Origin of the sequence: Gemella sp. zg-570, assembly GCF_018866345.1 — a bacterium.
Taxonomy (GTDB): domain Bacteria; phylum Bacillota; class Bacilli; order Staphylococcales; family Gemellaceae; genus Gemelliphila.
In genome coordinates this window covers 473,207-499,277 of sequence record NZ_CP076443.1, presented here as the reverse complement: position 1 = coordinate 499,277, position 26,071 = coordinate 473,207, and the positions used below count along the sequence as shown (strand labels likewise).

At 26.8% G+C, this 26,071-nt stretch carries 29 protein-coding genes and 2 pseudogenes; 20 read left to right on the top strand and 11 right to left on the bottom strand.

The annotated features are described in order from the left end of the window. Positions 1 to 85 precede the first annotated feature (85 nt). From KMP11_RS02520 to KMP11_RS02470, 13 genes and pseudogenes are all read left to right on the top strand, one after another. Positions 86 to 316: a helix-turn-helix transcriptional regulator gene (locus tag KMP11_RS02520; protein ID WP_215756340.1), complete on the top strand. Its 231-nt coding sequence runs from the start codon at positions 86 to 88 to the stop codon at positions 314 to 316. Positions 317 to 443: 127 nt separating this feature from the next. After that, a complete protein-coding gene (locus KMP11_RS02515; RefSeq protein WP_215756339.1) occupies positions 444 to 896 on the top strand; it encodes a hypothetical protein in 453 nt (150 codons plus the stop codon). A 2-nt stretch (positions 897 to 898) separates the two neighbouring features. Then, positions 899 to 1,177 carry a glycine/sarcosine/betaine reductase component B subunit gene (locus KMP11_RS02510; protein ID WP_215756338.1) on the top strand — a complete coding sequence of 93 codons (279 nt, stop codon included), beginning with the start codon at positions 899 to 901 and terminating at the stop codon, positions 1,175 to 1,177. Between the two features lie 90 nt (positions 1,178 to 1,267). After that, on the top strand, positions 1,268 to 1,444 hold the full coding sequence (locus tag KMP11_RS02505; protein WP_216280030.1) for a hypothetical protein: 177 nt from the start codon (positions 1,268 to 1,270) through the stop codon (positions 1,442 to 1,444). Positions 1,445 to 1,667: 223 nt separating this feature from the next. Further along, positions 1,668 to 1,880 (top strand): annotated as a pseudogene (locus KMP11_RS07920) (recombinase TnpX); the annotation flags it as partial. Next, positions 1,861 to 2,049 (top strand): hypothetical protein, encoded by a 189-nt coding sequence (locus tag KMP11_RS02500; protein WP_215756336.1) that lies wholly within the window; start codon positions 1,861 to 1,863, stop codon positions 2,047 to 2,049. The pseudogene KMP11_RS07920 and the gene KMP11_RS02500, both read left to right, overlap by 20 nt. Positions 2,050 to 2,122: 73 nt before the next feature. Next, on the top strand, positions 2,123 to 2,347 hold the full coding sequence (locus KMP11_RS02495; RefSeq protein WP_215756335.1) for a helix-turn-helix domain-containing protein: 225 nt from the start codon (positions 2,123 to 2,125) through the stop codon (positions 2,345 to 2,347). After that, the gene (locus KMP11_RS02490) at positions 2,340 to 3,368 is read left to right on the top strand and encodes a DNA cytosine methyltransferase (RefSeq protein ID WP_252344681.1); all 1,029 of its coding nucleotides are present in this window, start codon (positions 2,340 to 2,342) and stop codon (positions 3,366 to 3,368) included. Before KMP11_RS02495 ends, KMP11_RS02490 begins: the two co-directional genes overlap by 8 nt. Beyond that, positions 3,355 to 4,116, top strand: a complete 762-nt coding sequence (locus KMP11_RS02485) for an Eco47II family restriction endonuclease (RefSeq protein WP_215756334.1) — start codon at positions 3,355 to 3,357, stop codon at positions 4,114 to 4,116. Before KMP11_RS02490 ends, KMP11_RS02485 begins: the two co-directional genes overlap by 14 nt. Positions 4,117 to 4,179: 63 nt before the next feature. Next, a pseudogene (locus KMP11_RS07915) lies at positions 4,180 to 4,389 on the top strand (MobA/MobL family protein); the annotation flags it as partial. A gap of 248 nt (positions 4,390 to 4,637) precedes the next feature. After that, the gene (locus tag KMP11_RS02480; RefSeq protein ID WP_216280029.1) at positions 4,638 to 4,955 is read left to right on the top strand and encodes a hypothetical protein; all 318 of its coding nucleotides are present in this window, start codon (positions 4,638 to 4,640) and stop codon (positions 4,953 to 4,955) included. Positions 4,956 to 5,396: 441 nt separating this feature from the next. Continuing rightward, entirely contained in the window at positions 5,397 to 6,608 is a 1,212-nt protein-coding gene (locus KMP11_RS02475; protein ID WP_216280028.1) for a hypothetical protein, read from the top strand. Between the two features lie 4 nt (positions 6,609 to 6,612). Continuing rightward, on the top strand, positions 6,613 to 6,900 hold the full coding sequence (locus KMP11_RS02470) for a YutD-like domain-containing protein (protein WP_215756331.1): 288 nt from the start codon (positions 6,613 to 6,615) through the stop codon (positions 6,898 to 6,900). 29 nt (positions 6,901 to 6,929) lie between these two features. Here KMP11_RS02470 and KMP11_RS02465 read toward each other — a convergent pair whose 3' ends face one another. The 10 genes from KMP11_RS02465 to prfB form a co-directional block, all read right to left on the bottom strand. Then, the gene (locus tag KMP11_RS02465; protein ID WP_216280027.1) at positions 6,930 to 7,649 is read right to left on the bottom strand and encodes a class I SAM-dependent DNA methyltransferase; all 720 of its coding nucleotides are present in this window, start codon (positions 7,647 to 7,649) and stop codon (positions 6,930 to 6,932) included. A gap of 1 nt (position 7,650) precedes the next feature. Next, positions 7,651 to 7,989, bottom strand: a complete 339-nt coding sequence (rsfS, locus tag KMP11_RS02460; protein WP_215756329.1) for a ribosome silencing factor — start codon at positions 7,987 to 7,989, stop codon at positions 7,651 to 7,653. A 14-nt stretch (positions 7,990 to 8,003) separates the two neighbouring features. After that, positions 8,004 to 8,876 carry a bis(5'-nucleosyl)-tetraphosphatase (symmetrical) YqeK gene (yqeK, locus tag KMP11_RS02455; protein ID WP_216280026.1) on the bottom strand — a complete coding sequence of 291 codons (873 nt, stop codon included), beginning with the start codon at positions 8,874 to 8,876 and terminating at the stop codon, positions 8,004 to 8,006. After that, the gene (nadD, locus tag KMP11_RS02450; protein WP_215756327.1) at positions 8,866 to 9,462 is read right to left on the bottom strand and encodes a nicotinate-nucleotide adenylyltransferase; all 597 of its coding nucleotides are present in this window, start codon (positions 9,460 to 9,462) and stop codon (positions 8,866 to 8,868) included. The genes yqeK and nadD overlap by 11 nt, the downstream gene beginning before the upstream one ends. Beyond that, entirely contained in the window at positions 9,462 to 9,761 is a 300-nt protein-coding gene (gene yhbY, locus KMP11_RS02445; protein WP_215756326.1) for a ribosome assembly RNA-binding protein YhbY, read from the bottom strand. The genes nadD and yhbY overlap by 1 nt, the downstream gene beginning before the upstream one ends. 62 nt (positions 9,762 to 9,823) lie before the next feature. Continuing rightward, positions 9,824 to 10,942, bottom strand: a complete 1,119-nt coding sequence (gene yqeH, locus KMP11_RS02440) for a ribosome biogenesis GTPase YqeH (protein WP_215756325.1) — start codon at positions 10,940 to 10,942, stop codon at positions 9,824 to 9,826. 23 nt (positions 10,943 to 10,965) lie between these two features. Continuing rightward, positions 10,966 to 11,517, bottom strand: a complete 552-nt coding sequence (locus KMP11_RS02435) for a YqeG family HAD IIIA-type phosphatase (RefSeq protein WP_215756324.1) — start codon at positions 11,515 to 11,517, stop codon at positions 10,966 to 10,968. A 12-nt stretch (positions 11,518 to 11,529) separates the two neighbouring features. Next, entirely contained in the window at positions 11,530 to 12,309 is a 780-nt protein-coding gene (locus tag KMP11_RS02430; RefSeq protein WP_215756323.1) for a phosphatidylserine decarboxylase, read from the bottom strand. Positions 12,310 to 12,432: 123 nt separating this feature from the next. Next, positions 12,433 to 14,127, bottom strand: a complete 1,695-nt coding sequence (locus KMP11_RS02425) for a M3 family oligoendopeptidase (RefSeq protein WP_215756322.1) — start codon at positions 14,125 to 14,127, stop codon at positions 12,433 to 12,435. Between the two features lie 244 nt (positions 14,128 to 14,371). Beyond that, positions 14,372 to 15,481, bottom strand: coding sequence for a peptide chain release factor 2 (prfB, locus tag KMP11_RS02420; protein ID WP_215756321.1), 1,110 nt, complete (start codon positions 15,479 to 15,481; stop codon positions 14,372 to 14,374). Between the two features lie 184 nt (positions 15,482 to 15,665). Here prfB and recU point away from each other — a divergent pair, with 184 nt between their 5' ends. The 3 genes from recU (at position 15,666) to KMP11_RS02405 (ending at position 20,842) form a co-directional block, all read left to right on the top strand. Next, complete coding sequence (recU, locus tag KMP11_RS02415; RefSeq protein WP_215756320.1) at positions 15,666 to 16,244, top strand: Holliday junction resolvase RecU; 579 nt, start codon at positions 15,666 to 15,668, stop codon at positions 16,242 to 16,244. 2 nt (positions 16,245 to 16,246) lie between these two features. Then, a complete protein-coding gene (locus KMP11_RS02410) occupies positions 16,247 to 18,403 on the top strand; it encodes a transglycosylase domain-containing protein (RefSeq protein WP_215756319.1) in 2,157 nt (718 codons plus the stop codon). A 117-nt stretch (positions 18,404 to 18,520) separates the two neighbouring features. After that, complete coding sequence (locus KMP11_RS02405; protein WP_215756318.1) at positions 18,521 to 20,842, top strand: transglycosylase domain-containing protein; 2,322 nt, start codon at positions 18,521 to 18,523, stop codon at positions 20,840 to 20,842. Positions 20,843 to 21,127: 285 nt separating this feature from the next. Here the strand turns inward: KMP11_RS02405 and KMP11_RS02400 are convergent, their stop codons facing one another. Beyond that, positions 21,128 to 22,111, bottom strand: coding sequence for a serine hydrolase (locus KMP11_RS02400; protein ID WP_215756317.1), 984 nt, complete (start codon positions 22,109 to 22,111; stop codon positions 21,128 to 21,130). A 225-nt stretch (positions 22,112 to 22,336) separates the two neighbouring features. On the opposite strand from KMP11_RS02400, the gene mvk reads away from it, so the two are divergent. Genes mvk through fni form a run of 4 tightly spaced genes read left to right on the top strand, consistent with a single transcriptional unit; the run spans position 22,337 to position 26,007 of the window. Next, positions 22,337 to 23,143 carry a mevalonate kinase gene (mvk, locus tag KMP11_RS02395; RefSeq protein ID WP_215756316.1) on the top strand — a complete coding sequence of 269 codons (807 nt, stop codon included), beginning with the start codon at positions 22,337 to 22,339 and terminating at the stop codon, positions 23,141 to 23,143. Continuing rightward, complete coding sequence (mvaD, locus tag KMP11_RS02390) at positions 23,125 to 24,036, top strand: diphosphomevalonate decarboxylase (protein WP_215756315.1); 912 nt, start codon at positions 23,125 to 23,127, stop codon at positions 24,034 to 24,036. The genes mvk and mvaD overlap by 19 nt, the downstream gene beginning before the upstream one ends. After that, entirely contained in the window at positions 24,003 to 25,043 is a 1,041-nt protein-coding gene (locus KMP11_RS02385) for a mevalonate kinase family protein (RefSeq protein WP_215756314.1), read from the top strand. Before mvaD ends, KMP11_RS02385 begins: the two co-directional genes overlap by 34 nt. A 10-nt stretch (positions 25,044 to 25,053) precedes the next feature. Beyond that, positions 25,054 to 26,007: a type 2 isopentenyl-diphosphate Delta-isomerase gene (gene fni / locus KMP11_RS02380; protein WP_215756313.1), complete on the top strand. Its 954-nt coding sequence runs from the start codon at positions 25,054 to 25,056 to the stop codon at positions 26,005 to 26,007. Positions 26,008 to 26,071 lie beyond the last annotated feature (64 nt).

The window sequence follows — 26,071 nt, the reverse complement described above, 5'->3', positions numbered from 1 at the left end:
AATATGAAAAACAAATAAAAAATGCAACTAATAGCTTGCAAAACTTAAATAGATATGCTATGCTATAAAAAAAGGGGTGAAATGATTGAATAATAGAATAAAAGAGAGAAGAAAAGAATTGAAAATTACACAAAGTGAATTAGCAGAAAGAATTGGAGGAGTTTCAAGACAGTATATAAGTTTTTTAGAAGCTAATAAAAGAGAAGTACCTTCATTAGTATTTGCCAATAAAATTTCAAAAGCATTAGATAATTGTATATATAGATTATTTGATTTGGATGGAAACGGAGAATATAAATGCTATTGTTGTGAGTAGTCTATATAAAATAAAAATAGGAGGTGTTAAGTATGAAAAATATTAATCCTCAGAGGTATAAGAACGGAGATAAGTTTTAATGTAGTTTTTCTAGTATGTTATAGTTATAAAAAGGAGGTGTATATTTATGAAAAGTCTATTGTTTAATGATTTTGATAAAAGTAAGATTATTGAATTATTACAAAATAATAATATACCTGAAGAAAATAATTACTTAATCGTAACAAAGAATCGTAGTATAAAAGAAGGTTTAATAAAATTGCTTATTAATAGTACTTATAATGCTATAGATGCATCTTTACAATATTTACTAGTTTTCACTAGTGACGCAATATATGAAGCAAGAATTTCAGGAGAAGTACTAGATTTTTTAAAAAGAGGAGAAATTTCGTTTAATAAATATAAACATAATGAAATTAGTGATTTCAATATTGAAAAAAAAATGACAAAACATATTATTTCTTGGAAAGCCGGTGGTAAAATTTATTCTTATGAAGTAGATAAATTTCAGGGGATTTACGGCTTTGTAAAAGAAAATTTTAATTATTTACAAGAAAATAATTTTTTCAGGAAGACTTAATTATGAAAAAGATATTATCAATATTTTTAGCCTTAAATATTTTAATGGGAACTTTTGGAAGTACTGTATCTGTATATGCATATGACAACAAGGTTGTTTCTAATAAATCTGAAGTAGAGACTTTAAAAAATGATATAGAAAAAGAGTTAATATTTTTATTTGAAGAAGCAACAAGTTATAAAAATGGAATTTTATATGTAAATAAAGATTTGTTAATTGAAAAATACGGCAATGAGAAGGCACCCTTAGTAGCAATGGGAATAGAAAGGATTTATAAATAGGAGAATCTTTCAGCAAATTTAAAGGCCGAATTAGAAGACAGGGATTTTGTATCTTGCATGGGAGAAGAATTAGTAGGAATGATCCCAGGGATGGAACTTGTTGATTTGATGTCTGGAAATCTAAGAGGTTATATTGAAGGAAAGATGTGGGGAGAAACAGCTGAATATGTAACAAAAAAATTAGTAAAATTTGGATTGAAAACTAATGTTGCAGGAATAGTTGCACAGTTGGCTATATCTGCAGGTAAATGTGCTATTTGGGGATAATTATTAACAATTCAATATTTTTTTCAGAAGAAAAGAATAATAAATTTACTTTCATAGGTTAAAAATTAAAATTCTTATACTATAAAAACAAATATATATTAAATATTTAAGCGATTGAGAAAAATCTTAGTCGCTTTTTTATTTCAAGAAAGGAGCAAATATACAAACAGAAAATAAGAAAAAATTAAAATTAAGTATAGAGGAAAAGATAATATTATCATAAGAAGAAAAGAAAAAAGAAGAGCACAGATTAAAATTACATAATAACTATCTAAAACGAAAAGCTAACGGAAAACAAAAAGAATATGAAGAAAGATACAAGATAAAAAGAGAACAGTTAAAACAAGAGAAAATAAAAAGATTAAGACAAAGTGGAATTAAATTATTAGAACTAAAAGAAATGGAGAAAAATAAAAATGAAATGGAAAGAATATAAAGAGAAATTAGAAGAACTAGAAAAAGAAGATTATGAAAACTATATAAAGGCGATAATCAGTATAGAAAAAGGAATAGATGATGAAAAAGTGTTAGATAGTATATATAACGAATACTTAAATAGTCCTTGTAATCTTTTGAATGATATGTTCGATGAAATGTTAATATAACCGATAATGAAACTTGAGAAAACTCAAGTTTTTTGTTATAATTAAACAAAATAAAAAGGCAAGAGAGGATAGTATGAACATATCGTATGATCCGTTATGGAATATTTTAAAATCAAGAAATATGAAGAAAAAAGATTTATTAGAAAAAGCAAATTTAACAACAAATTGCATAGCAAATATGGGTAAGAATGAGTATATATCTTTAAAGAATATTGAGAAAATATGTGAGGCACTTGAATGTGATATTGGCGAAATTATTTGTTATTGTAAATCAGGAGGAAATTCGTTTAATGAATAATATATATACAAGTATTGAACTTTTTGCAGGTGCAGGTGGCTTGGCGTTAGGGTTAGAACAAGCTGGTTTTAATCATATTGGATTAGTTGAATATGATAAAAATGCTGTTAATACATTGAAAATAAATAGACCAAAATGGAATGTTATTTGTGAAGATATAGAAGTTGTTGCTAAAAGAGATTTGGAGAAAGAATTTAATATAAAAAAGGGAAAATTGGACTTATTATCAGGTGGAACTCCTTGCCAAAGTTTTAGTTATGCTGGCAAAAGACTTGGACTTGATGATGTTAGAGGTACAATGTTTTATCATTACGCAGTTTTTTTAAATAAGTTACAACCTAAAATGTTATTATTTGAGAATGTAAAAGGTTTATTATCTCACGATAAAGGTAGAACATTTAAAACTATTATAAATATTTTTGAACAAGAGGGTTATAAAATATTTTATGAAGTATTAAATGCTTGGGATTATGGTGTTGCACAAAAAAGAGAAAGACTAATTGTTGTAGGAATAAGAATAGATTTATTAAATAATAAAGAATTTTCATATCCAGAAAAACATCAATATAAGCCAGTATTATCAGATATTTTAAAAAATGTTCCTAGTAGTTTAGGTGCTAAGTATTCAAAAACTAAAGAGAATATTTTTGCTTTAGTACCACCAGGAGGATATTGGAGAGATATTCCAGAAGATATTGCTAAAGATTATATGAAATCTTGTTGGCATATGGCTGGTGGAAGAACTGGTATATTGAGAAGATTAAGTTTAAATGAACCATCTTTAACAGTTTTAACTACGCCTCAAATGAAACAGACAGATAGATGTCATCCAACGGAAGTTAGACCATTTACAGTTAGAGAAAATGCAAGGATTCAATCTTTTCCAGATGATTGGATATTTACTGGAGCAATGGGGTCTCAGTATAGACAAGTTGGGAATGCTGTTCCGTGTAATTTAGCTAAAGAGGTAGGTTTAAAAATATTAAAAAAGTTGGAGGAATTAAAAAATGGAAACTTATAAATTAAATTTTATTTCAAAAGAAGATTTTGAAAATCATGTAACCAATACTTTGAAACAGTATAATGAAACTTTAAAGAGCATAAATTTAAAAAAATTTAATAGTAATTTAATAGATCCAATTAAGTTACTTTTTGATAAAAATGTTTTTGATAAAAGTTTTGAAGAAATTATAAAATTAGAAATACACAGACAAAGGGATAAAATTAATAGTAATATAATTGGATATTTTCATCAAAATTTATTTAAAAGTATAAAAAAATGTGAAGTTCCAAATGAGGAGTGGGATATAATATTTAGAAATGATGATATAACATATTATGTTGAAATGAAGAATAAACACAATACAATGAATAGTTCATCATCTAGTAAAACTTTTATGAAAATGCAAAATCATTTATTAAATGCTGAGGATAAAGAAAAAAGTATTTGTGCCTTAGTAGAGGTTATTGCTAAAAAATCTCAAAATATACCTTGGATAATAACTCTCGATAAAGCAAAGCAATCTTCAAATGAAAAATTAAGAAGAATTTCAATAGATAAATTCTATGAGATAGTAACTGGAGATAAGAATGCTTTTAGTTTGATATGCGAGCAGTTACCAATAACAATTGAAAAAATCATTTCCAATAATAAAGAACTTAAGGTGCAAAAAGATACAGTATTTGAGGAATTAGAAAATATTAATAATGATACATTGTTAGCCTTATATAAATTAGCATTTAGTACTTATGAGGGTTTTAACTGGTAGAATATTGGACGATTAGATAAAAATCTAGTCGTCTTTTTTACTTGTAAGAAAGGAGATTTTAAAATGGCAGATAGTTTCCATTTTTCAATAGAGATTATTTCAAGGGGAAAAGGAAAAAGTGCAGTCGCAAGTGCTGCATATATTAGTGGAGAGAAAATAAAAAAATAATGGGACGGAATAACCCACGACTATACAAGAAAAGAAAGAGTATTACACAAGGATATATTACTAGCTCAAAACATAGCAAGAGAATTTAAAAATAGAAGTTATTTATGAAACTCAGTTGAGTTAAACGAAAAAGCAAATAACACCCAACTAGCAAGACAATAAGAAATATAAAACCTAGATAAAAAATTACTCTATATCAAACTTTACAAAGCGAACAAAGACTTATACAAAACCATTGAAAAACCAATCACTATGGCCTTAATAAAACACTTTAAAGAATTAGCGAATAAGCTAAATAATCAAAAAGAAAAAGCATTAGATAACACTAATAAAAAATCAATGTAAATGAAAAGGTGAAACAAGCAAGTAAAGATATGAATTTAGAAAGGTATGCTAAAATGGCAGAAAGAAGAATGCTATCAAAAACACTTATTTCTAGTGATTTATTTTTAGATATGCCCTTATCATCTCAAGCACTGTATATTCACTTTACGATACTTGCAGATGATGACGGCTTTGTAAACTATCCTAGAAGAATACAAAGAATTATAGAAGCAAGTGAAAATGATTTTAAAATGCTACCAGCAAAAAGATTTATTATATCTTTTGAAAGTGGAATTATAGTTATTACGCACTGGAAGATAAACAACTATATACAAAAAGACAGGTAGAAAGAAAGGGTTTATCAGTATGAAAAATCATTATTACAATTAGGAGATAATAACATTTATTAACTAAAAACAACTTAATATATACAGAATGTATACAAATTGGATACGCAGCTTAGTATAAGATAAGGATAGATTAGTAAAGGATAATATAGATAAGAGGAGGGGAAATGAGCCACTATCCACAAACTTTTACGGAGAATTCCAAAATATCAATTTAAACACCAAACAATACCAAAATCTAAAAGAAAAATTAGGAACAAATATAGATACAATGATTAAAAAGTTATCAAGATATATTAAAAGTAGTGGAAAGACATACAAAGACCATTAAGTAACCATATTAATAAAAAAATTATAAATTTATTATCTCGCACTTAACTATGGAATTTTTTTTGTTTTTGTAATATACTAATTACTAACTATGTTACAAAGGAAATTAAAATGAAAATTAAAAAAATATTTACTTCTGTAATAGTTAGCTTTTTACTTTTACAAGGTAACTTTGCTATTGCAGATGAAAAATTTATAGATAATAACGCAATTAACCAATTACTTAGAAATAATTCTAATATGAAAATTGTTGTTTCTGACTACAATACAGGAAAAATAGTTTCTGAAAAAGATGGCAATAAACAAGTAGCCTACAAAAATTTAATAAACCATATTGCAGTATTTGTTTTGTCTGAGGAACTTAGAGATGAAAAAATAAACTTAGAAACGAAAATAGAAGTTACTTCTGATGAAATTTTAGATAAGTATAAAATTGAAAATACTATAAGTGTTAAGGACGCCATCTTTATTTTAGAACAAGAGGATAGTCCTAGCCTAGCTTTAACAATCTTTAAAAAATTTAATATAAGTATCTCTCAAGCTCAATTAATTTTGGATAAATTGACTTTAAGAGATACGGAATTAAATAAATTTGAAATTAGTGATGAAAATAAAACAAGTGTTAAAAATTTAGCTTATTTAACTGAAGTTACTCTGAAAAATTATCCTATAATAACAGATATCACTAAAAATCCTGAATATGAATTTCTTAGTGGTGAAAAAGTAGAAAATGATGTTAAATTTATTCCTTCTGATATACTTAGAGCCTTAGGTCTAAACTATGACGGAAAAAATGCTACTTTTATTGCTTATAGTGGAAATACTAAATTTATAGTATCTATTATGGATATAGCTCAAGAAAAAGATGATTTCTTTGATACTATCCAAGAATTATATAATTACCTATTTGCAAATTATAATTATAAACTTGCCCTAAAGGCTGGAACTTATGATATAAATAATGAAAATATTACTATTGAAGAAGATATATACGACTTTTTTTACAAGGACCATGAACAAACAAATAAAAAATATTTTTTAATGAATGGGAAAATATTATTATTCCAAGATTACGATTATCTATCTGCCAATAATGGAACTGTATTTTCTTCTTACAAGTCTAACACAGACAATTCAAGTTTAACTAAATTAAAAAATACATTTATTCAAGATAATAAATTTAAAGAACGCAACAAAAGAGAAAAACTTGATATTATTGTCAACAGAAGCCAATATTTCTTTGCATTTGTTCTGCTAGTATATGTTGCTATTTTTATTTTAATATATCTATTGCAGGGAACTTTTTCTAAAAAGGAGGACTAATAAAATGCAATTAACTCAAGAAAATTTAGTTTTAGAAACTGAATATGGCAAGTTTGAATTAATCTTTAATTACAAAAATGCCTTTGATAAGGAATTATTTTTAGATAAATATATTGATATTTTAGATGATAAACCCTTTATAGTTGGCGACATAGCTTATGAAAAATTAAGATTATCTGGATTTTTCAATAATAAAGATAAGAACCACCCAAAAAACATTAGGAACCTAGAAGAATATTTATTAGAATTTTGTAATCTAGCTTGTCCGTTTTTTGTATTAAAAAGAATATAAAATAGCAGTGCATAATTTCCTATGCACTGCTATTTTTCTAAAACAAAAATTAGACGTTTTGAATTTTGATAGTCCTTATTAGCAAATTCAAAATCGCAAAAATAAGTCTTTATTTTAAAACCTATTTCTAAGATTTTTTCTATTATTTTATCTATATTATATGTACGCTGTTTTTGATATTCATATATTTTTTTGTATAGATTATCTTTTTCTTTAACAAAAAATGTTATTTCACTTTCTACTTCTAATTTATTTTCTGTAGGATATGTAAACCATAGATAACTTATTTCTTCATCTTCATATGCAAAAGGTTGCTCATTTAATAATTCATCTATTTTTGATGGTGTATGTATATCAAAAATAAATTTCCCACCCTTTTTTAAAACTGCATAAACATTTTCTAAAGCTAGTGTAAATTCTTCAAAATTTTCCAGATAATTAAAAACATCAAAAGCACTAATAATAAAATCAAATTTTTTATTTAATGCTTGAATTTCTAATAAATCAAGGGCTATATAATTAGCTTTGGAAAATTTATTACTGGCGAGTGCTAACATCTCTTCGCTTTTATCTACGGCAAAAACTTGACCATAAGTAGCTAAATATTCTGTTAAAGCTCCACTGCCACAACCTAAATCAAGAATTAACAGATTATTACTATCCATTAATTCTTGTTTAATTATATTCTTATACTTATCGTAATCAACGTCCATTATCCTATCATATACAATACTTAAATTTTGATACATATTAAACCTCTTTAAGAGGATATTTTTCAAATAGGTTGTCTAATGCGTAATACTCTCTGTCATCTCTTGTCATTATATTAACAATAATATCTCCTAAATCTAAAAGAACCCATTTTGCTTCACGCCAACCTTCTATATTAAGAATTTTACCGCCATTTTCTTGAACTTTTTCTTTTACTTCAGAAGCGATAGCTTCTACTTGTCTATTAGTAGGAGCATGACAAACAACTGAATAATCATATAAAAATCCTGCACTTGTTAAATCATAGGCTACTATATCATAACCACTTTTTTCATCACAGGCATCTACTACTACTTGTAATAATTTTTCTACTGTCATTTTTTCTCTCTTTCTTATTTTTTAATCAAACGGAACATGATAACATATAATTCATCATCTTCAGGATATCTAGCTGCTAATTTTTCTATTAATTCTTCTCTGCTAACTCCATAATATTTTGCATATCTGTCATTTAGTGTATCTCTTGTTACTGCTTTTACAAGTTCAACTTCTAATGTTGCAAAAACTGTTTTTGTTCTGTCATCATAAGTTATAGCTTCTAAAACATCACCTTTTTTAAAGTGTGCCTCACTCTTATTTCTTATTGTAATAATTTTTTCACCAGATAATATTTTCTCTTTATTTTTTTCTTTAAATCCTACCTGATAATTTTTTATATTATAATAATTATAACATTTTAACAATGGAGGATAAATTCTTTCATCGTTATCAATTAAGTATACCAAGGTATATTTTGCTGCAAGACGTACTGCTTCATCAAGGTCGTACTCTGCTACTTCTGTAACCTCTTTTAAGTGAGGATGTTTTCTTTGTGGTTCAATATAGTCAGCGATAAAAATAATTTTTTCTAATAGGGACATATGTTTACGGCCAAATGTATGACTAAATATTGCCATTTTTATTTCTTCGTCTTGAACATCAAATTCTTTTTCTATATAAACACTAGCAACTGGTCCGTGTAAAACTTCTGTTGGATAGTCAAGTAACTTTATATCAAGATTATACTTAACTACATATTTTTTCATTAATACTTCGTCCATAGGCTTGCATATATCATGTAGCAAGGCTGCAAGACGAGCTTTTTCTACATTAGCTCCAAATCTTTCAGCCAACATAACAGCTGTATCTACAACTCTTAATGTATGTTCATATCTTTTTTCGGGTAATATTCCTTTTACTTTTTCTTTAATTTCATTAAAATTCATATAAACTCAACTCCTCTATATAATTGGCACAATCCTTATCAACTAAATAAGATATATTTTTTTTATTTTTTAATTTATTGCGAATATCAGTAGAACTAATCTCTATAACTGGCGATTTTAGTATAACATAATTTATCTCTTTATAAAAAGTATCTTTTGAAATTATTTCTTCTAATTTTTCTTCATTACGAGCAACAAATATAAAGGTAACCATTTTACTAAGTTCAGAAATTCTGTGCCACTTTTTTAAATCTTTAACCCTATCTGTTCCTATTATAAAATACAAACTAGCATCAGTATATATTTCTTTAAAATATTTTATAGTGTAGTAGGTATAGCTAATATCGTTTTTATCTATTTCATAACTACTAACAGAAAATTTTTTATTCTTACTTATACTTTTTACAAGCATATTGTATCTATCTTTGTTGCTAGCTTTTAAATTTTCATTTTTTAGTGGTGTTTTATTAGAAGGGATAAATATTAATTTATCCATTGCTAAATCTTCTACAACATTACTAGCAGTTATAAGGTGACCTATATGGACTGGGTCAAAAGACCCACCATAAAGTGCAATTTTTTTCATTATTTCACCAACTCTATTTTCCTATACTTTTCTTTTGATGATTGTCTGTATAAAACTATTATATTACCAATAATTTGAACTAACTCTGAACCAGTTCTACTTGATACTAAGTCGGCAACATATTCTTTATCTTCTGAACAATTTTGTAATATAGTTATTTTTATTAATTCTCTTTTTTCTAGTGCATCAGATATTCCTTTTATCATATCTGGATTTACTCCTAATTTACCTATTTGGAAAATTGGATTTAAGTTATGAGCCAAGGCTCTTAATTGTCTTTTTTGTTTTCCTATTAACATTTATTCTCCTATTGTAATAAATTAATACTAAATTCTTGTTTTAAAAATTTATTATTAATATTTTAAATTATTGAATCTCTTGTAAATACTTCTATTTCTTTAGGTAATACTATATCTATTTCGCAACCAAGGTCGCTATTAACAGTTATCCAACCCAAACCAGATATTACAATATCCGTTTTTTTATTTTGTATTTTAAATGATTTTTTTATAGTTTCAGAAAAAATTGATAAATTATCTTTGAATGGTGGAGCTAGCATTTCTCCTAAGTGTTTTTCAAATAAGTTATCTGCGTTTTCTAATTTAGTTCTGTGTAAGTCTATCTGATTAGATGCATATATAGTAAAACTTTGTCTATCTCCCTTTGTAAAATCTATTCTACACAAACCAGCAAAATAGATAGTTTGCTTTGAATTAAGTTGGAATACTCTGGGCTTAACTTCTTTTTTAGGAATTACTAATTTTAATGTTTTCTCATCTAAATAATGTGCAATGTCATAATCTAAAATAATTCCTGGCGTATCGTAAATACTAGTTTCCTTGTCTAGAGGTATTTCTATCATACCTAGAGTTGTACCTGGAAAATGTGATGTCGTTATGATATTTTTATCGCCTGATGTTAGTTCAATAAGTTTATTTATTAAAGTTGATTTTCCTACATTTGTTGCTCCAACTATATAAATATCTTTCTTATTGCGTAATATATCTAATTTACTGGCCAGTTCTTCTATACCATTATTTTTTATAGCACTTATTAGGATAATATCTTTTACTTTTATTCCTTTTTGCTTCATCATTTTAAAAAGCCACTGCTTTATCTTATTTTCTTTGACTGATTTTGGCAATAAGTCCATTTTGTTGGCAACTAAAACTATATCTTTATCTTTACCAACTATTTCTGTAACGTCTTCTATCCATGAACCAGAAAAATCAAATATATCTACTACCTTTACTATTAAAGCATCTTTTTTTGCTAATGTTTTTATTAATTCATAAAAATCTTCTGCTCCAAGTTCAACATCAGTAACCTCGTTATGATGTTTTAGTCTAAAACATCTTTTACATATTATCTCATTATCGATACTTTTTTCTAAAACATTTTTTGGTAGATAACCTTGCTTTTTACTATCTTCTGTTTGTATCTGACTTCCACAGCCTATACAAGTTATTTTTTCTAACAATATTTATCTCCTTATATAATAAATTATACTTTTTTTATTTTATTTTTACGTAATTTCATTACAGGAAATTGTTTTTTTTCTTTTAAATTAGTAACTATTTTGCTTTCAAAATATCTATTTATTCTAGTTTTAAAGGCATCTGTTCTTGAAATTGGTTTTACTAAAACACTCATAGCCCCACCTAAATTTTTTGCTCCAAAAATATCTGTAAGTACTTGGTCTCCTAAAATTATTGCTTCTTCTGGTTTTCGATTAAGTTTTTTTAGGGCTTTTTTAAAACCGTTTGTCAATGGTTTTTTAGCTTCTGCTACATATTCTAAATTTAATTTTTTACAAAAATCTCTTACTCTTTCTTCTGAGTTGTTAGAAACTACAATTATATCAAAACCAGCTTTACGCATTTTCGTTAGCCACTTAGTTAGTTTCTTAGTATTTTTTTTACTATCCCACGATATTAGCGTATTATCTAGGTCTGATATTATTACCTTCTTGTTATGCATATTCATATATTCTACATCTATAAATTCATATTCTTCAACAAAATCATCTGGTGAAAAAAATTTTTTTAATACCATACTAACCTCTAATTATTTTATTTCTCCAATTATTTGTCCCATTTTTATTTCTTGTGGCAATTCTAAATTATTAATTTCAAAAGTATCTTTTTCAAATAATAAAACTACCGTAGAGCCAAATTCAAAATATCCTAACTCATCACCTTTTTCTACAAAATTATCCTCATAAGTTTCTATAATTGAATTTACATTTTGAGCTCCTACAGGTATCAAATTATATTTTATATTTTCATTTTTTATAGTCAATACTCTTCTATAATTATAGCTTAAAACTGTATCTCCTAATTTTAAGCCGGCATTATTAACAGGATATGAATATTTACCTAGAGTGTAACTTCCAACAATTTCGCCAGCAGTTGGGAAATGTATTCTGTGATAATTTTTAGGGCTAAGATAGATAACCATGTAAGTTCCTCCTGCTAATTCTTTTGCCCTGTCCTTATCAGCTAGTAAAGTTTTAACTCTATATTCTTGTCCTTTTACAATAAATGTAGCATCATCTTCTATTGTCCCAACTTCTGATATTACTCCGTCTGTTGGACTTACTACTACATTTTTTCCTTCTGCTATTGGTCGCAAACTTGGATGTACTTGTCTAATAAAAAATTCATTTAGATTTTTAAAATCTGCCACATCTTTTAAAATCTCATAAGTATTAATTTTATAAGTTTTTATAAAGGGTTGAATTAATAATCTACTCACATTTGATTTTGTTAATTTTTGTAATGCTTTGGAAGAATATTTTCCGTTAGTCAATTCAACACAGATTTGAAATAATCTTTTCTTTATCATTTTTTTCCTCACTTTTGTATATTTTCTATATAATTCTACTATAAACCTTGTTATTAAGCAAATATATATTGTTAAAATTAAAAATTTAAGCAGCAGGTTTGTAAAAAAACCTACTGCTTATTTTTAAAACTTACTTGTATCTACTGAGTTTAAATATTTTTCTAACTCTGGTGTGATATTACTAATTGTTCCATCAACAAAAGGATTTTCTAAATTAGCTTCTTTTACTAATTCTAAGAATGGTTTTGTTCCTCCTAAATCACAAAGATGTAAATATTCTTTCCAAGCTACTTTTGTATCTTGATTAGCTTTTTTCCAAAATTGGAAAGCACAAACTTGGGCTAGAGTATAATCAATATAATAGAAAGGAGAAGTAAATAAATGAGCTTGTCGATAGAAAAACATTCCGTTGTTTAGTGATGGTACATCTTCATAAGAACGACTTGGTAAATATTTTTTCTCTATTTCAAGCCACTTATCACGTCGTTCTTTAGGACTTAATTTTGGATTTTCATAAACAAAATGTTGAAACTCATCTACCGTAACTCCATACGGTAAAAATTTTAATGAAGATGCTATATGATAATACTTAAATTTTTCTGTATCTTCTTCGAAAAATAAATCCATCCATGACCAAGTTAAAAATTCCATGCTCATTGAGTGATTTTCACAAGCCTCGTATGTCGGCCAAATGTAGCTAGGAACTTTTACATCACGGCTTCTAAATACTTGAAAAGCATGGCCAGCTTCATGAGTAAGAACCTCTACGTCATGAGGTGTGCCGTTGAAATTAGCAAAAATAAATGGCGAACGATAATCTGGAATATAGGTACAGTATCCACCACCAGCTTTTCCTTCTTTAGTATCTAAATCTAATAAATTTTTATCTACCATAAAATCAAAAAATTCTGCAGTTTCTTCTGATAATTCACGGTACATTGTTATAGCATTATTTACTAAAAATTCTCTGTCCCCCTTAGGTTTTGGGTTGCCAGTTTTAAACATTATCGCTTCATCTTGAAAATTCAGTTTATCAAGTCCTAAGCGTGCTACTTGGTCTTTTTTAATTTTCTCTACAAGAGGTACTACATTTTCTAAAATCTGTTTTCTATATCCTGCCGCTTCTTTAGAAGTGTAGTCTGTTCTTCTCAAACGTAAATAAGCTAAGTCTACAAAATTTTCAAAACCTAATTTTTTAGCAATTCTTGTACGAACTTTTATCATACGGTCGTAAATATCATCATATTTTTCTAAATTGTCTTCAAAGAATTTGGTTGATACATTATTAGCTTTAGTTCTAATCTCTCTATCATCAGCTTGTGTATATTTTGCCATACCACTTAAATTATGTTCTTGGCCATCAAAAGAAATTTTAGCACTTGAAGTTAATTTAACATATTCTGTTTGAAGTTTATTTTCTTCTTTTAAATCTTCTAAAATTTCATCTTTAAAAATTTTTAAATCACATTCAATAAGATTAAAGTAATGTTCTCCTATTTCATTTTTTAATTCTTCCTTAAATTGAGAATTATAAATTATTTTTGAAATATTAGATTCATAAGCAGTTATCTCTGGTGAAAATTCATTCCAAAATTCTTGTTCGTCTTCATAAAATTTATCAGTAGTATCTAGGCTATTTCTGATTGACACTAATGTTGATTGTGTGGCAATTTTTTCTAAAAATTTATTATATTCTTTAAAAACTTTGATAAATTCATTATAGTTATTTGCTTGCGATAAAAGTTTTTTATAATTTTCTAATTTTGTTTTTGTTTCCTCTACATCAGGTCTTTTATACTCATAGTTATCAAATTTCATAGTTGTACAGACCTCTCTTATATATTATTACAAGTAATATAATAACATAGTTTATTACTTTATTCAAAATATGCTATATAAATTATTAAATACAGTATGTTTCATAAATTATTTTAATGTGCTACTATATACATTTTAAATTTTTCAAAATTTTATTTTTAAAAATTCATAGAATATTTTTTATAGATTATTTCATAAATAAAATTTTTATCTTTATTATTACAATTCAATCTATAAAATTATTTTATTTGTTGTTCATATTATAATGAAGATAAGCGTCAATAAAATCAAAAATTTCTCCATTCATCACCTTATCTATATTATTAACTTCATAGTTAGTTCTATGGTCTTTTACCATAGTATAGGGAGTAAAGACATAAGATTTTATTTGAGAACCCCAAGCAATAGACTTTTGTTCTCCTCTTATTTGATTTAATTCTTTTTCCTTTTCTTCTAACTCTCTTTGGTATAAACGAGATTTTAATTCTTTCATAGCTATATCCCTATTCATAATTTGACTACGTTCTGCCTGTGATTGAACTACTAAGCCAGTGGGAATATGTGTTATTCTAACTGCTGAATCTGTAGTATTGATATGTTGACCACCTGCTCCCCCTGCCCTGTATGTATCTATTCTTAAATCTTCTGCTGACAAATCAAGAGAAATTTCTGAATCTGTAAACTCTGGAATTACGTCAACAGAACAAAAAGAAGTGTGTCTTTTCCCTGACGGGTCAAATGGTGAAATTCTAATAAATCTATGCACGCCTTTTTCTCCTTTTAACAAGCCGTAAGCATAATCTCCATCTACACGAAGCGTTACTGACTTAACTCCACATATATCACCAGATTGATAATTAAAATATTTACAACTTAAACCTTGTTTTTGAAAAAATCTTTCATACATTTTTAATAATATTTCTGCACAATCTGTTGCATCACTTCCGCCAGCCCCTGCATGAATTTCAAAAATTGCAACATTATTATCATATTTTTCTGATAGCAATAATCTAAGTGTAAAACTATCCATCTTTTCTCTTAAATCTTTTTGACTACGTAATAATTCTTCATACATATCCATATCTTCTTCTAATTTAAGATATTCTAATATTTCTATATTATGTTCTAAGAGTAAATTTAATTCTTCAAACTCTGCCAATTCTTTTTTTAACAATTTAGATTCCGCAACCATGCTCGTAGCTTTTTCGCTGTCATTCCAAAAATTAATTTCCAGCATAAAATTATCTAATTCGGCTACTCTTTGAATTTTTGAATCTAAATTTAATGAAATTTTAAAATCAGCAATACTTTTTTCTATATCTTCTAATTCTTTTTTTAATTCAACCAATTCCAAAATAATTTCCTCAAATCTCTTTTAAGTTTAATTTTAATATTTAACCATATAATTATACAATAATATTTTAAAAATTTATAGTTTGCATTACAATTAAAATAAGTAAATTACTTGAATAGAAGATAATAATTTATTTTATTTTTATAATGTAGTATAATGTATAGAAAAGATTTTGGAGCAATATATGGTAAACTATCCTAATGGGAATAATAAATTTTCACAAAAAATTACATATTCTAATCGTGGAATGCACCTCGAAGATGATATTAATTTTGCAAATAAATTTTATTTAAAAAATGATACTGCTGTAATTCACAAAAAACCAATCCCCATACAAATAGTAAAAGTAGATTATCCAAGTAGAAATAATGCTATGATAAAAAAAGCCTTCTATAAGGTTCCGTCAACTACTGACTATAATGGAATTTATAAGGGAAAATATATTGACTTTGAAGCTAAAGAAACTAATTCTACAACATCTTTTTCACTTAATAATATTCATAAACATCAGATTGAACACATGGCTAGTATAACTAGGCATGGAGGTATAGCTTTTATCATAGTGAGATTTAAAAAAATTAATAGAACTTTTATCATGCCATTTAAAAAATTAATTAATTTTTATGAACGTTCAATAAAGGGTGGTAGAAAATCTATAAAACTTAGTGAGTTTGTAGAAAATAGTTTTGAACTTGATTTTAATTACAAAATTAGACTAGATTATATTAAAATAATAAAAGATTATGAGAGTGAGTTTATGTAATTATGAATAAAAATTTATTAAACATATTAAAAAATATTTGCTCTGTTGTATTCTTTATAACTACTATACTTACTTTTTTGATTTCTATATTTTTACTTGTAGAATTTTACAAATTACCAGAAATATCAAAAGATAAACTTACAAGTAAATTAAGCACAACTATTTATGATAGAGATAATAATGTTATAGCCATACTGGGAAATGAAAGAAGAGAATTTATTGAAGTAGAAAAAGTACCTGACACTTTAAAAGAAGCTGTTCTCTCTATCGAAGATACTAGATTTTATGAACACACTGGTATTGACCCAAAGAGAATAATCAAAGCCTTATTTGTTAATGCTATTTCTGGTGAAGCTCTTGAAGGTGGTAGTACAATAACCCAACAAGTTGTTAAACAATCTCTTTTAACATCAACAAAAAGTTACGAAAGAAAATTACAAGAAGCATTTTTATCTTTAGAACTAGAAAAAAAATATGATAAAAATGATATTTTAGAAATGTATTTAAACAAAATATTTTATTCGGATAATAGATATGGAATATTAACTGCCTCTAAATATTTTTATGGAAAAGAATTAGATGAATTAACAATACCACAAATTGCTTTACTGGCTGGTATTCCACAGCAACCTATTGCATATAATCCTTATGACAATCCTGAAGGAGCAAAATCAAGAAGAGATACAGTCTTATATGCTATGTACAGTAATAATAAATTATCTAAAGAAGACTATGAAAAATATATTGAAGTTCCGATAACAGATGGTCTTGTAGAAAAAACTAAATCAGAAAGAATGATACAGGGAATATCAAATCCTCAATATGCTGCCTACATAGATTTTGTTGTTAAAGAAATAAAAAATTTAAATTTATTTCCAGAAGACAAAGACCCATTTTCTTTGGGGTTAAATATTTATACAAACTTAGATAAAGATTTACAAAGTTCTGTACAAGGAATGCTAGATACAGAGAGTTCACCTATGATTAAATCAGCTGCTCAAGCAGCAATAACTGTCCTAGATACTAAAAGTGGATTGGTAGAAGCTATTGGTGGTGGGAAAAATTATACTTATGGAGATTTTAATTTCGCAACAGATTCAAAATTACAACCTGGTTCATCCATAAAACCAATATTAGATTATGCTCCTGGTATTGAATATTACGGTTGGGATTCTGCTACTATTTTTTCTGATACTGCCTATCTAATAGCAGGAACAAATCACTATGTTCAAAACTGGGATAGGCGTTATCATGGTAATGTTACTATGCGTAAATCAGTAGCTCAATCTTATAACATACCTGCAATAAGAGCATTTGAAGCACTAGGCTTTGAAAGAAGTAAATACTTTGCTAGCAAATTAGGAATTAATATTTTATCAAAATCTGTTACTACTGCCATAGGTGGAAGTAGCGAAACAGTTTCTCCTATACAAATGGCTGGAGCTTTTGCAGCTTTTGGAAATAAGGGGATGTATAATAAGCCGTCTGCTTTAATAAAAATATTAGATAAAGATGGAAATGAAATACAAGGTATAAAAGAAGAAGCTAAGAGAGCAATGAATGAATCAACAGCATTTATAATGACAGATATTTTAAAAGATGTTATATCAGGCGCTGGGACATCACCTGGCGGAAGAATTGTGGGATTTGATATGGCGGCAAAATCTGGTTCAAGTACCTTTGATGAAAATTTAGCTAATTCTTTAGGAATAGATGCTGTCAGATCTACTAAAGATAGCTGGATGGTCGGATATACAACCGAACATACTGTTGCAATTTGGCAAGGTCCAGATAATATAGACTCTAAAGAAAAAGCCTTAAATATAAATCAGGCAGAATCAACACAACTTATTTTTGCAAGAATTATGAAATTAGCTCATAAAGATAAAATTCCTGCAAAATTTAAAGTTCCTAGCAGTGTAAAACAAGAAAATAAAATTTACTTTGCAACAGACAGAAGCACCGAAACTGATAATATGTATGTGGGGACAAATTTAGATTCTGTTTATCAATACAAATTATCTGAAAAAGTTAGAACAGAAAGAAATAATTCATCTTTATTAGCAAATATAAAAAAAATATTGCCAACTGAAGAAGATGACAAAACAAAAAACTCAAATTCAACCTCTTCTGCTAACACCAAAAAAAATAATAATTAAATTAAAAAGTCTATTCAACATTTATAGTTGAGTAGACTTTTATTTTAATTAAATATTGTTATGTAAATAATTAAACTTATGGTATAATATCTATAATAAAATTGAAAGGTTATAAATATGAAAAAACACAATTACAAAAATTTAAAAAAATATCTTTCAAAAAAATATTTTATAGCTACATTATTAATAATATTTTCTTTATCTTTTGGTATAGTTTTAGGTTTTTTTGGAAACTTAGTAAAAAATCAACCTGTTTTGTCTTATAGTGAAATGAAAGAAAAATTAAATGATATAAGTATAAACAGTGATATATATTTTACAAATGGAGAAAAAGTAGCTACTATTAATTCTGAACTGATAAGAAAAACTATTCCCCTATCTGATATGGGAATTAATATTAAAAATGCTATTATTGCAAGTGAAGATGCAAATTTCTACAACAACATGGGAGTAGAGCCATTTGCTGTATTAAGAGCAACATATAATGAATTAACACATCGTTCTATATCTGGTGGCAGTACAATAACTCAGCAATTAATAAAAAATCAGCTTTTAGATAATTCACGCTCTTATGAAAGAAAAGCTAAAGAAATTTTAATGTCAATAAGGGCAAATAAATATTTTACTAAAGAAGAAATATTAGAAACCTATCTAAACATGGTGCCTTTTGGTAAAAATAAATTAGGGCAAAATATTAACGGTATAGAAACAGCATCTCTTGGAGTTTTCGGAATGCATTCTAAAGATTTAAACATAGCACAAGCTGCATATTTAGCAGGATTTGTTCAATCACCTTTTAGGTACACACCTTTTGATTCAAGCGGTAATTTAAGAAGTGATGAAGAATTAAACGCTGGATTCCAAAGACAAGTATATGTTTTAGATAGAATGCTAAGCGAAAAATTTATTACTAAAGATGAATATAATGAGGCTTTAAACTTTGACATTAAATCATCTTTTATTACCGATTTAAAAAATGAAACTGACAATTATCCTTACATCACAAATGAAGTTATTACAGAAGTAACAAAAATATTCGCAAAAAAAATGGCTGAAGAAGAAGGAAAACTAAATGAGTTTAAAAATAATAACGATTATCGAAATACAATATTAGAAAAAGCTAAAGTAAAATTTACTACAGGTGGTTATAAGGTTAAAACTACTATTGATAAAAATTTACACGATAAATTACAAGAAGCTCGTGACAATTATCCTAGTTTTATTACCCAGAATGGTCAAAACATTCAACTTGGAGCTACTGTAATAGAAAATAAATCAGGTAAAATATTGGCTTTTATTGGCGGTAGAGATTTTGATAACCAACAATTAAATCATGCTACTAGAACTTATAGATCACCAGGTTCAACAATTAAACCTTTACTTGTTTATGGACCAGCTATCGAAAAAGGTTATATAACTCCTAACTCTTTATTATTGGATAAAAAATTTGATTTGAATGGTTGGAAACCAGAAAATTATGCTAAAAGAGAATTTAATTTATTAACTGCAAGAAAGGCTCTTGCTCAATCACTTAACTTATCTACAATAAGGTTATATTCTGCTTTCGTTAACGAAAATCCAATGGACGAGTATTTGAAAAAAATGGATTTTGAGGGGCTTACTAAATCTGATGAAACAACTTTATCAGCTGCCATAGGTGGATTAGATTATGGTTTTACCGTAGCACAGAATACTAGTGCCTTCGCCGCACTTGCTAATTCAGGAGAATTTAATAAGGCATATATTATAGAAGAAATAGAAGACAATAGTGAAAATATTATTTATAAACATGAAAAAAATAGTGTCCAAGTATATTCTAAAGAAACAAGTTATCTAATAGTAAACATGTTACATGATGTTATTACTAATATAGGAATTGCTCCAGACATAGCGGCTAGATTAAAATTTAACTCTGACAACCTTTTTGTAAAAACAGGTACATCAGAATATAATCACGACTTATGGACTGTCGGAGGAACTACAAATATTACTTTTGGTTTATGGACTGGCTATGACCAACCACAAGAAATTGCTGGATTCACGCACGCACATAATCAGTGGTCATATTTTATGAACGTTATAAATGAATATAATCCAGAACTTGTTGATGCTGATAAAAAATTTGAACAACCTCATACAGTTAGGTATATAGGCATTAATCAAATAAATAATGACACTGGTTCAACTTTAGACTTAGTACCTAGTGGTTTTACAAAATTATCTGATGAGAAAATGTATAAAAAATTTGGGTCCCTTATTGATAAAAATACTCAAAAAACTATAAAAGAAATTAATGAGGAAAAAGAAGAAGAAGAAAAAGAAAATAAAAAGAAAGATAAAGAAAAAGAAGATAAAAATATAGAAACAAATACATCTTCTTATCAATCAAAAAACAATCATAATAATGGTGACAATGATGATACAGAAGAAGATGTTTAATTTTAAAAATTAAATTAAGAAAAGACTAATAATTAAATTATTAGTCTTTTTTGTTTTTGATAATATATTTTTTACTTAAAAATATATTTTCTCTAATAGCTATTAAAATATTTTCTAAAAATTTTAATTCAGAATAAACTGAAGTATAAAATACCGATCCTTTAAAAACTTTTTTATATTATAACTAAGCATTCTTTTATTATCAAAAACTTATTATTAATTTTTTACACTAGCATAATTAAATAATTTTTTCAATAATAAAAATTCCACAATATTTGTGGCATTTTAAGCATTATTATCATGTAATTTATTTATTTTATTTGCTATTTCAGCTATAACCTTATCTGCATTTGTTATATTTGCAGTATATATAAGTATAATATAGTCCCCTTTGGTTTTGTCATAAACTATTGCTGTATCGTTTGCTACTCCCTTAATCTGACCATATTTACTAGCTATCTCTTTATTTTTTACTCCCTCTTTTATCCACTCACTAGACTTAGATTTTTTCAGATACTCTATTACTTTTGGATATTTATCTTGATTTTTATATAAATATATCCATGCAGTTTCCATACTTGCTGGCGTTAATTTATTATTTTTTAACATTAGGTCTGGCATATTTATATTAAAGTTAGAGAAAAACTTTTTTAGAAGTTGTAAAGCATTAGCATCACTTCTTAGTATCATATTAGTTGCTGTATTATCAGAATATGTCAACATGTTCATTATAACATAATCTAGGTCATAACTTTCTTTTTTAGGATTATTAGTTATTTCTCCATTGCCTGCTTGTAAATAGCTAGATTTATAAGAAATTTGTTCATTCTCACTGATTTGACCTAGAGCAATTCTATTATAAACGTGCATTGCATAAACAACTTTTGTGGTGCTTGCCATTGAAAAATATTCATTTTCGTTATGAGCAAATCTGTAACCACTATTCAAGTCATTATATACTAAACCTATTTTGTTCTTTTTATTTTTATTTTCATATTGACTTATTATTTTTTTTATTTCAGAATTTAATTGTTCGATAGATAATTTATTTTCTTTTGTTTGAGTTTCATTTACTTGTAAAGGATTATCTTGTTGTTTGTTTTGATTACTTTCTTTACTTTCTGTATTTTCAACATTTTTAACTTCATTCAAAAATAGGTGTCCATAAACATTTCTTGAATAGAAAACAGAAAAAATAATTACTCCACTTATAAATATTTCAAAAATAATTTTTATATTTTTCTTAGCCTTACTTTTTCCTACTTTCATTATATAAATCATTTCCTTAATATAAATTTATTTTATTATATCATATTTTAACAAATTCTTCATCAAAGTTTTAAATTACTTTTTAATTACTTTTTTATTACATATAAAATCTATTATAAATTTTATAGTTTATATATTAGCATAAATTAAAAATTAATTTACTTTATACAAGTTTTTTATTATAATTAGTATACCATATTTATACAAAAATATATTGAGGTTTATATGACACATGCTAAAGCTATTTTTTTCGGAGAACATTCTGTTGTTTATGGCAAAAAAGGTATTACTATACCCCTGCCAGAAATGAAAGTTACTGCTGAATTAAATAAAAATAATCACATTCAAAAAAGAGATAAAATACTAACCTACATTGCTAAAAAATGTAATGTTGCAGACACTACGCAAATAATAATTAAAAGTTCAATTCCTGTTGGTCGTGGACTTGGTTCTTCTGCTGCTTTATCTGTTGCTATTGCAAGAGCAAATAAGTGCCCTAATATAAAAGAAATTGCTGATGATTGCGAAAAATTTATCCATGGCAACCCCAGTGGTATAGATGTAAACCAAGTTTTAAGCGAAAAACCTTTAATTTTTTCAAAAAAAGATGGAGCTAAGCCTTTAAATTTTAATCTTAATGCTTTTTTACTTGTCATAGATACAGGCCTTATTGGAATTACTAAAGACGCAGTAAAAAGAGTAAAAGAAAATTATGAATTTAATAAAATTTATATTGAAGAATTAGGTGAAATTACAGAAAAAGTTTTGCCCTATTTATTAAAAAAAGATTTAAGAAAAATAGGATTTTTTATGGATAAGGCTCACGAACTTTTAAGAAAAATTGGTGTTAGTCATGAAAAAAATGATGATGTTGTAAAAATTTGTAAAAATAGCGGTGCTATCGGTGCTAAAATTACTGGTGGCGGTGATGGTGGTTGCTGTATAGCCCTAAGCGAAAATTTTGAAAAAGCAAAAATTATACAAGATAAACTGAAAGAAAGAGGATATTTATCATGGATAGTTTCAGTATAGGATATGCTAATATTGCCTTGGTTAAATACTGGGGAAAAAAATCAAAAAATCCAGTCTTACCCTATAATCCAAACATTTCATTGAGATTAGACAATCTATATTCAAAAACAAAAATAGAAGCTAGCCTATCAGGTGAAGATGAATTTTATATTAATGATGAAAAACAATCAGCCGAAGAAGTTACAAAAATAATTTCTTTTATAAATGAGTTTGTTCCTAAAAACAGAAAAAAAATTAAAATAATAAGTTTTAATACTGTGCCAACTGCTGCTGGTTTGTCATCAAGTTCAAGTGGCACTATGGCTTTAGTCCTAGCTTGTAACGATTATTTCAAACTCGGCAAAACTATTCAAGAAATGGTAGCAATAGCAAAAGAAGGGTCAGGATCTTCTTGCCGTAGCTTTTATAAAATGGCTAGTTGGTTAGAAGACGGTAGCGTAGAAGAAATTAAATGTGATTTAAAATTAGCTATGTTAGTATTGGTAGTAGATGAAAATAGAAAAAAAATATCCAGCAGAAATGCTATGGAACTTTGTGTGAAAACTTCAACAAATTTTTCTGACTGGTTAGCAAAAGCAAAAAAAGATTTTGTTTTGTTAAAAAAAGCAATTGCAGAAAATAATTTTACAAAAATAGGTCAAATAACAGAAAGTAATGCCCTAGCTATGCACTCTACTACAAAATATGCTACCCCCCCCTTTACTTTCCTAACCGAAGATAGTTACAAGGCTATGGAAATAGTAAAATCACTTAGAAATAAAGGGCTAGAAATTTATTTTACAATGGATGCTGGTCCTAATGTGAAAGTCCTTTATCTAAAAGAAAATCACGACATCATATATAAGGAAATAAAAAAATTATGGACGAAAAAAATAATCAAATGTATGGCATAGGATATGGAAAATTATATCTTTGTGGAGAATATGCCATATTAGAAGATTACTCAAAAGCAATTATAACAAGTGTGCCAAAACAAATATTTGCTTTTATTAGCAAGGCTGAAAAAACAACAATTTATGATAATATGCACAATACAGAAATTTGTATGAATGATAAGCATAAAAATTTTACAAATATTCAAAAGTTGATAAGATTTATCAGAGAATATACCGGTATTCATACAGATTTTTTCTTAACTATTCATAATGAACTTATTACAGAAAATAAAAAATATGGTTTAGGTTCATCAGGAGCAGTCTTAGTAGCAATTACAAAAGCAATCTTAAAATTTTATAATATTCCTTTTGATAATATGAAAATCTTTAAAATCGTTGTTACTTTTAGCCTACTAAACGGTATAAAAGGTTCTATGGGAGATGTAGCTTCTTCTTGTAATGAAGGAGTAATCTATTATCAAAAATTTAATCAAGAAAAATTAAATAACTACATAAAAAATAAGAGTCCAAAAGAAATAATTGACTACTTAGAGTGGCAAGGTCTTGTAATAGAATTAATAAATGTTAAAGCGCCTGTTGAAATGATAGCAAAATGGACTGGCGAAGTAATAGATACAAAAATTCATGTAAAAAATTGGGCTACAACTAAAAAAGAAATGAATTTAAAAACTAATCACCTTAGAACTAAAGTAAAACGTATGTTAGAAAAAAGAAAATATAAAAAATTTATTGACCGTTCTAATCAACTTACTTTAAGATTAAAATTATTTTTACAACAAAATAATCCTGAACTCATAATACCTATTATAAAAGATATTAGAAAAAATCTTTTATACCTAGAACAAATATCAAATATTCCCATGGAAACTATTGCCATGAAAAAATATATTATGAAATTCCCATGTGGTAAACAAAGCGGTTCTGGTTGTGGCGATATGGTACTAGGATTTAGAACAGCTACTACCAATAAATTTACAATTAACCTAGACTTAGAAAAACTATAAAGGAGCAAGCGTGAGAAAAAAAGACCATATTAAAATTGCACTTAGCGAAAAAACAAACAAAACAAGTTTAGATAAATATAGAATAGAATACAATAGCGTTCCAAAATTTGGAATTGAGGACTTAGATACTTCAACCATTATTTGTGGCAAAAAATGGCAATGGCCTTTTTTTATAAATGCTATTACTGCTGGTGGAGAATACTGTAATAAAATTAATAAAGACCTAGAAGAAATTTGTGAAAAATGTAATATAGAATTTTTTGCAGGTTCTTACTCTCCAGCCCTAAAAAATGAAGATGATAAAAAATCTTATCCGAAAAATCGTTCTGTAAATTTAGGTTTGGATAAAAATGCAGAAACAATTCTAATTGCTATTCAAGAAACAAGGGCTAAATACTTACAAGTTCACACTAATCCCCTACAAGAAATGATAATGCCAGAGGGTGATAGAAATTTTGAAAATTGGTACTCTACCCTTGAATTAGTCAGTAAAAAATCTCCTATTCCGATAATTTTAAAAGAAACAGGATTTGGAATGAACGAAAACACTATTAAAATGGCAATCAATTTAGGAATAAATGCTATTGATATTAGTGGTAAAGATGGCACCAACTTTGCTCGTATAGAAAATAAACGAACTTCTTTCCCCTCTTTATATTTAGAAGAAATAGGCTACACTACTGCTAAATCCTTAGAAATAGCAAAAATTTATAAAAATGAAATTGATATTATAGCTAGTGGTGGAATTAGAAATCCTTTAGACGTAATTAAATGTCTAGCACTCGGAGCAAAAGCTGTGGGTATATCTCGAACTTTTTTAGATATTTTATTAAATGAAGGAAAAGAAATTTTAATTGAAGAAATTAAAAAATGGCAAAGAGAAATTAAATATTTGATGATACTAACAAATTCAAAAAATTTAGAAGAATTATATGGAAAAATAAGTTTTATTGAATATATTTAGGTTAAATTAATATAATAAAAATCTATATAGCTCCAGATTTTAAAGTTAAAAGAGTGGTTAAAAT

Coding starts and splice junctions, on each gene's coding strand:
- KMP11_RS02515 (WP_215756339.1), top strand. CDS start 444: ATGAAAAGTCTATTGTTTAATGATTTTGATAAAAGTAAGATTATTGAA.
- KMP11_RS02510 (WP_215756338.1), top strand. CDS start 899: ATGAAAAAGATATTATCAATATTTTTAGCCTTAAATATTTTAATGGGA.
- KMP11_RS02505 (WP_216280030.1), top strand. CDS start 1,268: ATGGAACTTGTTGATTTGATGTCTGGAAATCTAAGAGGTTATATTGAA.
- KMP11_RS02500 (WP_215756336.1), top strand. CDS start 1,861: ATGAAATGGAAAGAATATAAAGAGAAATTAGAAGAACTAGAAAAAGAA.
- KMP11_RS02495 (WP_215756335.1), top strand. CDS start 2,123: ATGAACATATCGTATGATCCGTTATGGAATATTTTAAAATCAAGAAAT.
- KMP11_RS02490 (WP_252344681.1), top strand. CDS start 2,340: ATGAATAATATATATACAAGTATTGAACTTTTTGCAGGTGCAGGTGGC.
- KMP11_RS02485 (WP_215756334.1), top strand. CDS start 3,355: ATGGAAACTTATAAATTAAATTTTATTTCAAAAGAAGATTTTGAAAAT.
- KMP11_RS02475 (WP_216280028.1), top strand. CDS start 5,397: ATGAAAATTAAAAAAATATTTACTTCTGTAATAGTTAGCTTTTTACTT.
- KMP11_RS02470 (WP_215756331.1), top strand. CDS start 6,613: ATGCAATTAACTCAAGAAAATTTAGTTTTAGAAACTGAATATGGCAAG.
- KMP11_RS02465 (WP_216280027.1), bottom strand. CDS start 7,649: ATGTATCAAAATTTAAGTATTGTATATGATAGGATAATGGACGTTGAT.
- rsfS (WP_215756329.1), bottom strand. CDS start 7,989: ATGACAGTAGAAAAATTATTACAAGTAGTAGTAGATGCCTGTGATGAA.
- yqeK (WP_216280026.1), bottom strand. CDS start 8,876: ATGAATTTTAATGAAATTAAAGAAAAAGTAAAAGGAATATTACCCGAA.
- nadD (WP_215756327.1), bottom strand. CDS start 9,462: ATGAAAAAAATTGCACTTTATGGTGGGTCTTTTGACCCAGTCCATATA.
- yhbY (WP_215756326.1), bottom strand. CDS start 9,761: ATGTTAATAGGAAAACAAAAAAGACAATTAAGAGCCTTGGCTCATAAC.
- KMP11_RS02435 (WP_215756324.1), bottom strand. CDS start 11,517: ATGGTATTAAAAAAATTTTTTTCACCAGATGATTTTGTTGAAGAATAT.
- KMP11_RS02430 (WP_215756323.1), bottom strand. CDS start 12,309: ATGATAAAGAAAAGATTATTTCAAATCTGTGTTGAATTGACTAACGGA.
- KMP11_RS02425 (WP_215756322.1), bottom strand. CDS start 14,127: ATGAAATTTGATAACTATGAGTATAAAAGACCTGATGTAGAGGAAACA.
- recU (WP_215756320.1), top strand. CDS start 15,666: ATGGTAAACTATCCTAATGGGAATAATAAATTTTCACAAAAAATTACA.
- KMP11_RS02410 (WP_215756319.1), top strand. CDS start 16,247: ATGAATAAAAATTTATTAAACATATTAAAAAATATTTGCTCTGTTGTA.
- KMP11_RS02405 (WP_215756318.1), top strand. CDS start 18,521: ATGAAAAAACACAATTACAAAAATTTAAAAAAATATCTTTCAAAAAAA.
- KMP11_RS02400 (WP_215756317.1), bottom strand. CDS start 22,111: ATGAAAGTAGGAAAAAGTAAGGCTAAGAAAAATATAAAAATTATTTTT.
- mvk (WP_215756316.1), top strand. CDS start 22,337: ATGACACATGCTAAAGCTATTTTTTTCGGAGAACATTCTGTTGTTTAT.
- mvaD (WP_215756315.1), top strand. CDS start 23,125: ATGGATAGTTTCAGTATAGGATATGCTAATATTGCCTTGGTTAAATAC.
- KMP11_RS02385 (WP_215756314.1), top strand. CDS start 24,003: ATGGACGAAAAAAATAATCAAATGTATGGCATAGGATATGGAAAATTA.